This window comes from Myxococcus qinghaiensis, assembly GCF_024198215.1.
Classification (GTDB): Bacteria; Myxococcota; Myxococcia; order Myxococcales; family Myxococcaceae; genus Myxococcus; species Myxococcus qinghaiensis.
The window spans coordinates 307,668-320,968 of the sequence record NZ_JAKCFA010000001.1 but is presented as its reverse complement, the minus strand read 5'-3'; the positions used below and the strand labels follow the sequence as shown (position 1 = coordinate 320,968).

9 protein-coding genes are annotated in these 13,301 nt (G+C 69.8%); 5 read left to right on the top strand and 4 right to left on the bottom strand.

The window, feature by feature from the left end:
- Positions 1-246 precede the first annotated feature (246 nt).
- Together LZ199_RS01345 and LZ199_RS01340 are read left to right on the top strand one after the other, a co-directional pair.
- The gene (locus LZ199_RS01345) at positions 247-570 is read left to right on the top strand and encodes a hypothetical protein (RefSeq protein ID WP_253991801.1); all 324 of its coding nucleotides are present in this window, start codon (positions 247-249) and stop codon (positions 568-570) included.
- Between the two features lie 116 nt (positions 571-686).
- Positions 687-1,106, top strand: a complete 420-nt coding sequence (locus LZ199_RS01340; protein WP_253991800.1) for a cupin domain-containing protein — start codon at positions 687-689, stop codon at positions 1,104-1,106.
- 10 nt (positions 1,107-1,116) lie between these two features.
- On the opposite strand, the gene LZ199_RS01335 is transcribed toward LZ199_RS01340, so the two are convergent.
- Both LZ199_RS01335 and LZ199_RS01330 read right to left on the bottom strand, forming a co-directional pair.
- The gene (locus tag LZ199_RS01335) at positions 1,117-1,278 is read right to left on the bottom strand and encodes a hypothetical protein (protein WP_323389096.1); all 162 of its coding nucleotides are present in this window, start codon (positions 1,276-1,278) and stop codon (positions 1,117-1,119) included.
- A 40-nt stretch (positions 1,279-1,318) separates the two neighbouring features.
- The gene (locus LZ199_RS01330; RefSeq protein ID WP_253991798.1) at positions 1,319-2,332 is read right to left on the bottom strand and encodes a hypothetical protein; all 1,014 of its coding nucleotides are present in this window, start codon (positions 2,330-2,332) and stop codon (positions 1,319-1,321) included.
- A 191-nt stretch (positions 2,333-2,523) separates the two neighbouring features.
- On the opposite strand from LZ199_RS01330, the gene LZ199_RS01325 reads away from it, so the two are divergent.
- The 3 genes from LZ199_RS01325 (at position 2,524) to LZ199_RS01315 (ending at position 8,485) form a co-directional block, all read left to right on the top strand.
- On the top strand, positions 2,524-5,235 hold the full coding sequence (locus tag LZ199_RS01325) for a putative Ig domain-containing protein (protein ID WP_253991797.1): 2,712 nt from the start codon (positions 2,524-2,526) through the stop codon (positions 5,233-5,235).
- Between the two features lie 84 nt (positions 5,236-5,319).
- A complete protein-coding gene (locus tag LZ199_RS01320) occupies positions 5,320-6,609 on the top strand; it encodes a DmpA family aminopeptidase (RefSeq protein WP_253991796.1) in 1,290 nt (429 codons plus the stop codon).
- 136 nt (positions 6,610-6,745) lie between these two features.
- Positions 6,746-8,485, top strand: a complete 1,740-nt coding sequence (locus tag LZ199_RS01315) for a coiled-coil domain-containing protein (protein ID WP_253991795.1) — start codon at positions 6,746-6,748, stop codon at positions 8,483-8,485.
- Here LZ199_RS01315 and LZ199_RS01310 read toward each other — a convergent pair whose 3' ends face one another.
- Both LZ199_RS01310 and LZ199_RS01305 read right to left on the bottom strand, forming a co-directional pair.
- Positions 8,486-10,273, bottom strand: a complete 1,788-nt coding sequence (locus LZ199_RS01310) for a DUF885 domain-containing protein (RefSeq protein WP_253992058.1) — start codon at positions 10,271-10,273, stop codon at positions 8,486-8,488.
- 38 nt (positions 10,274-10,311) lie between these two features.
- Complete coding sequence (locus LZ199_RS01305) at positions 10,312-13,266, bottom strand: DEAD/DEAH box helicase (protein ID WP_253991794.1); 2,955 nt, start codon at positions 13,264-13,266, stop codon at positions 10,312-10,314.
- Between the last annotated feature and the right edge of the window lie 35 nt (positions 13,267-13,301).

Below are 13,301 nucleotides of genomic sequence, written 5' to 3'. Positions count from 1 at the left end.
TGACGTGGCAGGCCCTGCTCGCCTCATGGGGATGGCCGTCGCCTCGTGGAGCAGCCGAGCGGTCAGGCCCTCTGTCGCCCCCTGACTCCACGGGGCGGGCAGCGGCCCTCCGAATCGAACCCGTGCCATGGGGGTGCAGGCGCCCCACCCTTTTGTTCGACGAGGAAGGGACACAACTGGACCGCGTCCTTGTCCGATAATCTTCAAGCAGGTCTGGAATCACCACGCCACGAGGAGGGCGACACGATGTGGATTGAAGCCATCGTCATGCCCCGGGAGCAGCCCACTGCGTCCCGGCCGTCCTCGCGTCAGGCGAGCAAGCAGCCGGCCCCAGCGCCTCGCAGTCGCGCGGCCGTGCACAAGCAAGCAGGCGAGGAGAGCCAGCAGTTCCGCGACGCGGTGCTGGGCTTCCTGCGGGCGCGGCATCTGATGAGCGCGGTGCGCTGGGTGAGCGAGCCGGGGTTGTTTCCCCTGGTGACGCTGCACTGCACGCGCGGCGTGCTGGAGCAGCTGCGCGAGGAGCCCGGGTTCGAGGCCGGGTTGTCCATGCCGCTGGAGTTGATGACCTGAGCGCTGACACGGGCCGGGCGCGTCCCTAGGTTTCCCATGGGAAACACATGGGCGGGCCCGGGGTGTCTGGGGCGCGCGACGCGTCCTCCCTCCTCTGGCTCGCGGGGGGAAACATCATGAGCGAGTTCATCATCAAGCGATTCTCGACACCCGACGAGCGCCGGCCGTTCGCGGCGCACGGGCATGCGGACGTTCTCCAGTTCGACGAGGGGCGCACGGTGGGGCTGGGCGTCTTCGAGCCCGGCTGGAAGTGGTCCCAGGACGTCAAGCCCATCGCCGGCACGGAGAGCTGCCAGGTGGCCCACTCCCTCTACGTCATCAGCGGGAGGATGGTGGTGAAGATGGACGACGGCACCCAGGACGAGCTGGGCCCTGGGGACGTGGCCATCATCCCACCGGGACACGACGCGTGGGTCATCGGCAACGAGGCCTGCCTCGCCGTCGACTTCGAGGGCATGGCGGAGTACGCCCAGCGAGAGGCCTCGAAGACGAGCCGCCCCGGAATCACGCCCGAGTCAGCGCCTGGACTGCACTGACTCCACGGGCCTACAGCCGAGGGTCCACCGGCTCGCTCTCCAGCGCGAGCACGCCGAAGACACACTCGTGCACGCGCCGCAGCGGCTCCTTCCAGACGAAGCGCTCCAGGGCCTCGTCAACCTCCGCCAGCCACGCCATGGCCTCGCGCGCGAGGCTCCGCTGGTGGCACAGGTAGCGTCGGGTGGTGTGTCGTGGAGAGTGTCAGGAGCATTCAGTGCCAGACCCGGGTCGCCGCGACGAGAGTGTCGAGGTCGATACGAAAAGCGCGCGTGCCTTCGCCGCCATAGAGCCAGGGGCCGCGCCCGCACATCCACGTGGGCTGCCACCGCGTCCCGTCCGGGTCCACGAAGACGAAGGTGCCCGCGGGAACGAGCGCGTCCCTACCGCCACCGTGCAGGGCGAACAGCTCGAAGGTGGAGCGCGCTGAATAGGAGCCCCCGAACAGCACGTGCGTCGCGCCCACGGCGAGCGCGCTCGCTCCGGCGACGGGGGTCTTCCAGACGGCGGGACGTCCCCCCTCGCGAAGGCGGACCAGGGGAAAGTCCGTGTAGAAGTACAGCCACATCTCGTCGTTCGCCGCGACGTTGAGCGCATAGCAGTCGACGATGACGTCGGTGCCCACGGCCCTCGCGTCGTACTCACTCAGTCGCTGGCCCCGCGCATCGAAGAGGACCAGCCCACTGCGTCCAATCGGCTCGCTGTCGATATCCCCACGACCCCACCCCCGGTTGCCGAGCACGCCTTCGTCGAAGTAGCTCACCCACAGGCGCCCATCGGCGGTGGCCTGCACGTCCTGGATGCCGTCACCGAGGGTCAGCTCGCGCGTCATGCGCCCGTCGCGGGAGAAGACCACCGCGTTGCGCTCGTGCGCGTCCTTGTCGAGGTACCTGCAGCGCCCGCCCACCAGCAGCACCTCACCGTCCGGGAGCGGCTGCACGAAATGGAAGTTGCGTCGGTTGGGGGGCAGGCGGACGCACTCGGGTGGAGCCCCCGGCGCGGAGAAGCGAAGGACTTCGTAGGACTGGGGTGTGTCCGCCAGCGACTTCGCGAAGGAAGGCAGGTCCGGTGCGACTTGCTCCCGGTCATCCCGTTCTCCCTCCAGGGCCAGGAGCCACAGGTCGAAGTCGGGTCCCACGCCCTGGGCCATCAACTCCCGCCCCGAGAGGGCCTCCGTGAAATCGACGAAACACGGCACCTCGAGATGCGTCAGCTCACGCTCGGTCATGAATGTTCTTTCGCGCAAGGAGCCGAGGGGCCAGCTCCAGGAACCGTGCGTCGGGGGGCCGGTCTCGTGGCCTCCGACGCCGGGCTCGAAACGGACCTGACGCCCCTGCCTCACCCCACCCGCGTGCGAGAAGCCCCTGCGCTAGGATTCACTTCTCTCCGCGTCCTTCGTTCCTCGCTTGGAGTTCTTTCATGGTGTCGCATCGCGCACTCGCGCCGCTGCTCGTCCTCTTCCTGTTGGCCGCCTGCTCCGACTCCGACCCCACCCCCGGGGTGGTGGACAGCGGAGTCCAGGCAGATGCCGGCCCCAACAACGGCGACCCCGACAGTGGCCCGAGCACCGACGCGGGCCCCACGCCCGACAGTGGGCCGAGCACCGACGCGGGCCCCGACACGGATGGCGGCTTCACCCCGGACAGCGGTCCCGACCTGGACGGTGGCTTCGTCCCGGACGCGGGCCCCGAGACGGACGCCGGCCCCGCCACGCCTCCTGCCATCCTCACGGAGACGCTGGCGGACACCTACACCGGCAGCCTGTACTCCATCGTCCTATCGGCCTCCGGTGGACGGGCTCCGCTGACCTGGGACCGCACCGCCGGAGCGCTGCCCGCGGGCCTCTCGCTCAACGCCAACGGGACGCTCACCGGGACGCCCTCCGCAGCGGGGACCTCCACCTTCACCGTGCGCGCGCGGGACGCGTCAGGCGAGAGCGATACCGCGGACCTCGCGCTCACCGTCTACGAGCCTCCGCGCATCGGCCAGTTCCAGCTCTCCACCCGGCAAGTGGGTGACAGCCTCTCGCTCACGCTGACCGCCTCCGGAGGCAAGGCGCCCTTCACCTTCGCGCCCGTGGGCGACCTGCCGCCGGGCCTGTCGCTGTCCGGCCAGGGACTCCTCCAGGGAACGCTCACCCAGGCGGGTGAGTTCAGCTTCGTCGTGTCGGCCACGGACGCCAACGGCAAGGGGGCGCTGTACGCTTCCCAGCTCATCGTCCTGACGGCCTTCACCGTCACCACCACGTCGCTGCCCGGTGCCACCCGGGACGAGTCCTACGAGTCCACCCTCACGGCCGCTAGAGGCGTGGAGCCCCTGAGCTGGGCCGTCACGATGGGGGCGTTGCCGGACGGCCTCGCGCTGTCCTCCTCGGGGGTCCTCTCCGGGACGCCCACCGTGCAGGGCACCTTCGACCTCATCGTCACCGCGACGGACTCGACGTCCCGCACGGCCTCGCGGAGCCTGGTGCTGTCCATCACCGGCTTCAGCCCTCCGGTGTTCAAGGTGGGCCACTACAACCTCACCTACTTCGGCTCGGACACGCAGGGCCCCCCGAACTCCACGTCACAGGGCGGTGCGCTGGATGACCTGCAGATCGCCTACGCACGCGACGTCATGCTCGAGGCGGGCGCCAACCTGTGGGGCATGGTGGAGATGGTCGACGTCGCCGACTTCGACACCCTCAAGGCCCAGCTCCCGGGCTTCAGCGGCTTTCTCTCCAACAACGCCAGCTTCGTCACCGGCAGCACCAGTCCGTACGGCGCCAGCACGCAGAAGCTGGGCATCCTCTACGACAGCTCGCTCTCCTTCCAGAGCGCGGAGCTGCTGCGCATCGGCACCGAGAGCGACTTCGGAAACCGCCCGCCCCTGCGGGTGAACTTCACCACCGAAATCCAGGGCACGCAGACGCCGCTTGTCGCCATCGTGGTCCACATGCGCGCGGAGAGCGCGGACCCCACCGGCCCCCGCGCGGCCCGGGAGCGCGCGAGCGCCGCGCTGAAGGAGTACCTGGACCAGAACCTCGCGCAGACACACGTGCTCGTCATCGGCGACTGGAACGACGACGTGGACGAGTCCATCTCCCTGGACCCCGACACCCAGCAGCCGCTGCCCACGCCGTACCAGGATTTCGTGTCGGACCCGAGCGGCTACACCTTCATCACCCGCGAGCTGTCACTGGCGGGCGACGACACGTCCATCGGCTTCGAGAACGTGGTGGACCACACGTTGGCCAGCAACGAGGTGGCCGCCCGCTACCTCCCCGACACCGCCGAGGTCCTCTACGCGGACCAGTGGGTGCCCGACTACCTGAACACCCTGAGCGACCATCGCCCCGTCGTGAGCGCCTACGCGTTCAGCTCCGCGACGGCGCCCTTCCTGCGGCTCAAGGAGCCCCATGGCGGCACCTACGCGGCGGGCTCCGTGCTCCCCATCCGCTGGCACGCCTGGGGCATCGCCGACGTGCGCGTGGAGGCCACCACCGACGGCGGTACAATGTGGAGCGTGCTGGCCGCCTCGGTGCCCGCCGTCCAGGGCAGCTACGCGTGGACGCTGCCGGCCGTCGCGTCCAGCAACACGCTCGTGCGCGTGGTGGACGCCTCGAACGCCGCCCTCTTCGACGAGAGTGATTCCGCGTTGACCATCACCACGGGCACCGGCCGCGTCATCATCAACGAGGTGCTCGCCAACGAGCCCGCCGTCGGCAGCAGCAACAACGTCGCCTACGAGTTCGTGGAGCTGGTCAACGTGGGCGCTGTCGCCGTGGACATCTCCGGCTGGAGCGTGTGGGACTCCGCCCTCTCGCGCCATGTCTTCCCGGCGGGCACGACGCTTGGCGCGGGCAAGGCCGTGGTCGTCTTCGGCGGGACGGCGGGCATTCCCCCGGGCAGGACGAACGCGGTGCGCGCCTCCAGTGGAGCCCTGGGCCTGGGCAACGACAGCGACACCGTGCGGCTGCGCAAGTCGGACAACGCCGACGTGGACACGTACAGCTACATCTCCACCGTGGACAACGTGTCCGACAACCGCTCCCCGGACGCGGACCCGAATGGAACCTTCGTGCGACACACCACGCTGCCCTCCGGACTGTCTTCGTCTCCTGGCCTGCGCGCGGACGGCACCGCGTTCTGACGCACCGCGAGGGCGCTCGAGAATCCACGGGCGCCCTCACCTCCGCGCTACACGGGCGGTGCGGGGAGGAGTAGGAAGCGGGGCATGCGCAACCGCTGGCGACTGCTGCTCCCCTCCGTGCTGCTCTGCTTGTCGATGACTCCCTCGCTCGCCACCGCTCAGGCAGAGCGCCCCCGGGCTCGCGCCAGGGACCTGGGCATCACCTTCGGCGGCCAGTCCGGTCCCCTCGACGCCATCACCGACGTGCCCGGCGTGGAGGTGGGCCACACGACGCTCATCTCCGGCGAGGGCCGCATCGAGAAGGGCAAAGGTCCCGTGCGCACCGGCGTCACTGCGGTGCTGCCCCGAGGCAAAGACGGCGTGTCCGAGCCGGTGTTCGCCGCCACCTACGCCCTCAACGGCAACGGCGAGATGACGGGCACCCACTGGATTCAGGAGTCCGGTGAGCTCAACGGCCCGGTGATGATCACCAACACCAACGACATCGGCGCGGCGCGCGAAGCCGTCATCTCCTGGGCGGTGGACAAGAACCTCGCCTGGGACTTGGGCCTGCCCGTCGTCGCGGAGACGTGGGACGGGATGCTCAACGACATCTACGGCTTCCACCTCAAGCCCCAGCACGCAATCCAGGCCCTGGAGAAGGCACGCCCGGGCCCCATGGCGGAGGGCTCCGTCGGTGGAGGCACCGGCATGGTGTGCCACGGCTTCAAGGGTGGCATCGGCACCGCGTCCCGCAAGCTGCCCGAGTCCGCGGGCGGCTACACCCTGGGCGTGCTGGTGCAGTGCAACTACGGCTCGCGGCGCCTGTTCTCCGTCGAGGGCGTCCCCGTGGGCGAGGAGCTGCCGGGGAACAAGCCCTGCTACCTCGGCGCGCAGAAGCCCGGCAGCCCCATGCTGAGCTCCATGTCGTCCTGTGGCGCCACGAGCGCCCTCCCCTCCGCGCCCAATCCCTTCGAGGGAGCGGGCTCCATCATCGTCGTCGTCGCGACGGATGCGCCCCTCTTGCCCCATCAGCTCGGACGGCTCGCGCGGCGCGTGCCCCTGGGCATCTCCAAGATGGGCGGACTGGGTGAGAACTACTCGGGAGACATCTTCCTCGCGTTCTCCACCCAGCACGTGAAGCCTCCGACGGAGGCCCATGTCGCCAACATCACGGTGCTCGGCAATGACAGACTCAACCCCCTCTTCGAGGCCACCGTGCAGGCCACGCAGGAAGCCATCCTCAACGCGATGCTCGCCTCCGACACCATGACGGGCGCGGACAATGTCCGCGTCTACGGCCTGCCGCATGACGGCCTGGTGAAGGCCCTGAGGAAACATGGACGGCTCACGCCCGCGCCCAAGCCGTCGCCCGCCAGGAAGTCGGGGCGCTGAGCGGGAGGTGTGCTCGGCGGTATGCGTGAAACATTCGCGCGAGAAGCGACCGAGCCTCTGTGAAACGGTGCACTGTCACATCTCATGACGTCGGTTACGGGTGACGGCGTCGCGGGGTCCGTGGTTAAGAAAAAGGATGCGCTTCTCCTTCTTCGCGACGCCCATCACCCTGAAGAAGCTCAACAGCCCCGAACTGCCAAAGGTCCTCCTCGTTGGAGGATTCAACGGCTACTGGAACTTCGGGGACATCCTCATGCTCCAAGGCGTCGTGCGCTGGCACCGCGCGCGCAAGGAGTCCTCGGTCGTCGCCTCCCTGCATGAGCTGAGCAGGGTGGCGGACCCACAGGCCCTGCGACAGCTCCCCGGCGTCCTCGGAACGGAGGACTTCGTCTTCTTCTCGGCCGCGCCCAGGGAGGAGGCGGACCGCACGGCGAGGGAGCTGGGGCTGGAGCCCGTGTCGCCTCTCCTGCTCCAGGGCCCGGCCCACCTGCATGTCTACGGCGGTGGGTACTTCAACGCGCGCTGGGGGGACTCGATGCTGGGGCTCATCGAGACCGTCCTGCGCACCTGGCTCCCCGTCCACTACGTCCTGTCCGGGCTCCAGGTGGGGCCCGAATTCGCCAGCCGCGTCGCGGCGCATGCGCGGCAGTGGCAGCCCGCACTCGTCGGGTGTCGGGATCCGGAGTCCACCGAGGCCCTGGTGGCCTGTGGAATCCAGGCACGGCTGTCCGGTGACGACGCGCTGGAGGAGCTGGTTCGCGCGACGGAGGAGGCCGCGCTCTCGGGACCCCTGTCGCCTGTGCCCGGCCGCTTCGCGCTGCACATGAACCTCTCCACATACGTCTACACCAACGTGGGCGAGGACCCGGAGGAGCAGCCCACGCCCAGCACGCGGATGAACGAGCAGCTCCAGGCCTTGCGCGCGCGGTTTGGAGAGAGCGCCTCGCCCGTCGTCCTCAACGCGTACATCGACGAGCGGCCCGTGGTGGAGGACAGCGTCGCGGCCATGCGCAAGACGGCCTTCCCGGAGCACTTCCCGCTCGCGGACGTCATCGACCTGGTGGGCCTGCTCTTCCAGGGGCGGCTGTCGCAGGCCGTCGAGAAGATTCGCCAGAGCGAGGTGCTGGTCGCCTCGTCCTACCATGTGACGCTGTTGGGCAAGGTCGCGGGCGTGCCCACCCACCTGTTCGCCTTCAATGACTACTACCGTCAGAAGAAGGCGGGCCTCGCGGAGACGGAGGGCTCGCTGGAGGAGTTCCTCGCGAGCGACTGGAGCCAGTCCCTGGCGCGAGGTACGGAGTACATCGACGCCCAGCGGGCGCTGCGCCGTGCGTGGCTGGAGCAGCTGACCGTCAGCCTGGAGCAGCCGCCCCAGGACCTGAGCTGGGTGGCCCGTGCGTCCCTGTGGATGGAGGACCTCCGCCAGGAGCTGCGGCAGGCGCATCACCAACGGAGCGAGGACGCCCAGGCGGCCCAGGCCGCGGCACGGGACGCGGAAGCCCGTCACCAGGCCCTGCTCGCGCAGAGCGAGGCCACCGAGGCGCGGCTGCGCGAGCTGGAGTCACAGCGCACGCTGTGGGAGGCGGAGCAACTGGAGCTGACCACCCTGCGCGCGCGGCTCGCCGTGCGCGACGAGGAGCGGGAGGAGCTGTTCACCCTGAGGGAGCAGCTCGCCGCGCGGGAGCAGGAGCTGCGCGCCTTCGCGGAGCGGGAGGAGGAGCTGCGGGCCAGCTACGAGGCCCTGCTCACCACCGAGCCTCCCCTTCGCCACCGGCTGGTGGACGACCTGAATGACCGCATCATCAAGGCCGGTGGCCCGCGCGCCCACCGCGCCCTCAAGCAACTGATGAGGGCCACGGTGAAGCTCGGCAAGTAGCTACGGCGCAGGTGCGTGGGACGAAGCCCCCTTCTTTCCGGAGGGAGGCTGCTGTCCCGCCACCCACGCGTCGACCTTGCGCTCCAGGACGTCCAGCGGCAGCGAGCCCCCGAGCAGCACCACGTCGTGGAACTCGCGCACATCGAAGCGCGAGCCCAGCGCCTGCTCCGCGCGCGTGCGCAGCTCCTGAATCTTGAGCTGCCCCACCTTGTATGCGAGCGCCTGTCCGGGCCAGGCGATGTAGCGGTCCACCTCGTTGGTGATGTCCAACGTCTGGCGGGGCGCGTTCTCCATGAAGAAGTCGAGGGCCTGCTGGCGCGTCCACTTCTTCGCGTGCATGCCGGTGTCCACCACGAGGCGGACGGCGCGCCACATGTCGTACGAGAGCTGGCCCAACTTGTCGTAGGGGTCCGCGTAGAGGCCCAGCTCGTCGCCCAGCGTCTCGCAGTACAGCGCCCAGCCCTCGCCATAGGCCACGTAGTAGCCGTAGCGACGGAACTCCGGCAGCCCCGTCTGCTCGGTGGCCAGGGCCGTCTGGAGGTGGTGTCCGGGCACGGCCTCGTGCAGCGTGAGCGGCACCATCTCCCAGAGCGGGCGCGTCTCCGGACGGTAGAGGTTCACCAGGTACGTGCCGGGACGCGAGCCGTCCGAGGCCGCCGGGTAGTAGAAGCCCGTCGTCACGTCGGGCGCCATCGCCTCGGGCGTCGGCTCCACCGCGTAGGGCTGGCGCGGCAGCGTCTTGAACAGGCGCACCAGCCGCGGGTCAATCTGCTTGGACAGCGCCCGGTAGCGCATCAGCAGCTCGTCACCGGTGCGGGCGTAGAAGCGCGGGTCCGTGCGCAGGAACTGGAAGAACTCCGCGAGCGAGCCCTGGAAGCCCGTCCGCTTCATGATGGCCTCCATCTCTCCACGGATGCGCTTCACCTCCGCCAGCCCCCGGGTGTGAATCTCGTCCGGCGTCAGCGTGGTGGTCGTGTACTTGCGCGCGAAGAAGCCATACAGCTCCGCGCCGTCCTGCAACTGCCAGATGCCCACGGCCTCGGGCGCGCCGGGGATGTACTCGGCGGTGAGGAACTGGTGGAAGCGCCGCAGCGCGGGCACCACGCCCTCGCGCACGGCCTTCTGGCCCGCCTCCGCCAGGCGCTGCTGCTCCGCGGCGGAGAGCTTCTCCGGGAAGCGCAGGAAGGGGCTGTAGAAGCCGCTCTTCGTCGGGTCCTCCACCAGCTGTCGCTGAATCTGGGGAGGGATGCGCTGGAGGATGACGCGCGGGTGCACCTTCTTCTGGCGCAGGCCCTCGCGCATCAGCGCCACCACCTGGTCCACGTAGGTGCCGAAGCCCTGGAGCCGGACGAGCCAGTCCTCGTAGTCCTTCACCGTCTCGAAGCGCAGCGTGTCCGCCAGCTGGTAGGCCGTCTGCACGCCGGGAGGCTGCCTGATTCCCTCCGGGATGCTGCCCATCTGGTTCGTGGGCAGCAGGTACCAGCCGAAGCGGTGCTCCTCCACCCACGTCTCGTGCTCCTTGCGGAACAGGTCCAGGTTGAGCTGGTCCTCGGCGGACAGCTTCGCGCGCTCCACCTTCTTCAGCTTCTCCAGCACCTGGCGCGAGTGCTGGTGGTCCGCCTGGATGGCCGCGAGGCTCAGGTCATCCCAGCGCTCGTTCCAGCGACGGTCCCCCTGCACCGACGCGTACGTCGGGCTGTGCTCCAGCTGGTACTGCCAATCCTGCTCGATGAGGGTGCGCAGCGCGGTGGCCGCGTCCGACTTCTTCGCCTCGGCATCCAGGGACATCATCAGGAGCACTCCCACGGTGGTCAGTCGAAGCCAGGTCACGAGAACAACTCCAGCAGGTCTTCACGGGTGATGGCCGCGGCGCCGGCCGCCTCGCTCAAGGCCGCCTCCATCAACGCGCGCTTCTTGTCCTGGAGCCCGAGGATGCGCTCCTCGACGGTGCCCTGGGACACCAGGCGGTAGACGTTGACGGGCCGCTCCTGGCCGATGCGATGCGCGCGGTCCGCCGCCTGCGCCTCCACGGCCGGGTTCCACCACGGGTCCACCAGGAACACGTGGTCCGCCGCCGTGAGATTCAACCCCGTGCCGCCCGCCTTCAGCGACATCAGCAACACCGGCGGCCCGTCCTCGGACTGGAAGCGGGACGTGACGTCGCCGCGATTCACGGTGGTGCCATCCAGCCGGTCGAAGCCGATGCCCGCCTGCTTCAGCGCAGGCTCGATGAGGTCCAACAGCGACGTCCACTGCGAGAACACGAGCGCCTTGTGGCCCTCCGACACCGCGGTGTCGAGCGCGTCCACCAGCGTCTCCACCTTCGACGACGAGGTCGCCTTCTGCCCGGGCACCAGCGCGGGGTGGCACGCCGCCTGCCGCAGCCGCAGGAGCGCCTCCAGCGCCTTGAGCACGCTGCCGCCCTCGTTGAGCAGGGCGACCACTTCCTTGCGCGTGGCCGCCATGACGGAGTCGTAGATGGAGCGCTCGCGCTCATCCAGCGACACGTGCATCACCGACTCGATGCGCGGCGGCAGCTCCGGCGCCACGTCGCGCTTGAGCCTGCGCAGCACGAAGGGACGGATGCGGCGGCGCAGGTCGGCGGACGCCGCCGCGTTGCCCTCGGAGATGGGGCGCGACACCTTCTCCTCGAACTGCCGCCGGCCCCCGAGCAGGCCCGGGGTGGTGAAGTGCATCAAGCTCCACAGCTCGTCCAGCCGGTTCTCCAGCGGCGTGCCGCTGAGCGCCAGCCGGAAGTTGGACTTGAGGCCGAACGCGGAGCGCGCCACCTGGCTGTCGGGGTTCTTGATGGCCTGCGCCTCGTCCAGCACCAGGGCCGCCCACTCCTTGGCGCCCAGCGCCGCCGCGTCCAGGCGCAGAATCGAGTACGTGGTGAGCGTCACGTCGGCCGCCGGGTCCAGCTCACGGCCGGGGCCGTGGTAGACGCAGACGCTCAGCGATGGACGGAAGCGCTTGAGCTCCGCCACCCAGTTGGGCAGCACGCTGGTGGGGCAGACGACGAGCGAGCGAGGCCCCAGGACGCAGATGGTCTGCAGCGTCTTTCCCAGGCCCATGTCGTCCGCGAGGATGCCGCCCAGCCCCGCGCTCTTGAGGAAGCCCAGCCAGCTCACACCCGTCTGCTGATAGTGGCGCAGGGACGCGTTGAGGTCCTCGGGCAGCACCGGCGGCGGCAGCTTCTCGAAGCCCTCGACGAGCGGCGCCAGCTTGTCCAGGCCCGGCGGAGGCGGCTGCTCCAGCGTCTCGCACAGCGTGGAGAGCTGCGGCAGCGCGTGGTTGGCGACCCGTCCGTCCGACTGGCGCGCGGCGAGCAGGTCCGCGACGCGCTGGCCATGTTTGTCCAGCCACGCGCGCGGCAGGGGCGCCCAGCCTCCGCCCACCAGCGGCACCAGCCCCAGCCCCTCCTGCCACGCACGGACGACGGCCGCGGCGTCCACCGAGCGGGCCTCGCCGCCCTTGCCACCCTCCACCTGGAACTCGAGCGTGAAGCGCACCTCGGGAATGCCCGCCCCGTTGCCCGCGGACTCCACCGTGAGCGACGGGCGCAGCTTCACGTCGGGGCTCACCACCGACGCGCCATCACCGGCCAGGTCTCCGCCCCACCGCCGCAGCCGGTCCGCCCAGCGCACCATCTCCGGCCCCTGCACCGTCACCCGGCGGCCGGGCACCAGGTTCAGCTCCTCGCGCAAGTCATGGATGAGCCGCTGCTCCACCGCCTCGTCGCGCAGCGGCACCGCGCCGCGCAGGTACACCATCTTCCCGTTGTCGATTCGCACCGTCGGCGGCGCGCCGTAGACGAGCGTGGGCAACACGGACAGGCCGGACTCCAGCTGGTTCAGCTCCAGGAGGATGCGCGGCTTGAGCTCGCGGTCGATGGACGGCACGCGCCTGGTGCGAACATCCACCGGCATCCGGCGGCCCAGCTCCGGCAGCACCTTCGACGTCAGCTCGCCGAGGTTCTCCGCGCTGTACGTGCGGACGATGGGGAGGTTCTGGAGCCACGGGCCCGTCATGCCCGTCTCACCCAGCCGGGCCAGCGCATCTCCCACGCGGGCCACACCGGGGCTCACGACCTCGGACACGCGCGCGTCGCGCGCCACCGTCACCACCAGCTGACCGCCCCGCTCCTCGACGAGCGCCCGGGGCACCACCACCTCGTCGGGGATGGCGACGGGGCGACCGTCCAACAGGACGTTGCGCGCCTGCACCAGCACCTTGAGCAACGCGTCGAGCGTCTCCGGATTGAGCGTACCGCGCGTGCGCCGCTGCTCCAGGATGCGGTCGGCGAGCAGGTCCGCCTGCTCCACCTGGAGCTTCGCGGCCTGCGCGGGCTTGGCGATGTACGAGGTGAGGCTGCCTTCCAGCGCCTCTTCCTTGCCATCCGCGTGAGCCAGCGTGCGCTTGAGCTGGAGGCCGTCCCCCGTGCGCATGAAGTGATAGACGATGCGAGACCAGCGGGCCGCCGCCGTCTGCATGGGCGCGTCCTCCCGCTCCGCCTGCTGGAGGGAGATGGCCGCCGCGACGACATGCTCGCACGGGTCCACGAGGCTGGGGCAGTCACACTCCCAGGCGTCGTCGGCGGGGTACAGGGCCACCGTGAAGGGGACCGGGCGCCCCGCCGAGCGGACCCTCAGCTCCAGCTCGCTGTCCGTCTTCGACTGGAGGACCACGGCCCCGTCACGGGCGAGCCCCACGCCCTTGGACCAGAGACCGGGGCGGGCTTCCTTCCGAACGGCTTCGAGCAGCTTGGCGAATGCGGACATGGGAGTCTCGACTCCCTACGCCCCCGGGGTGCGCC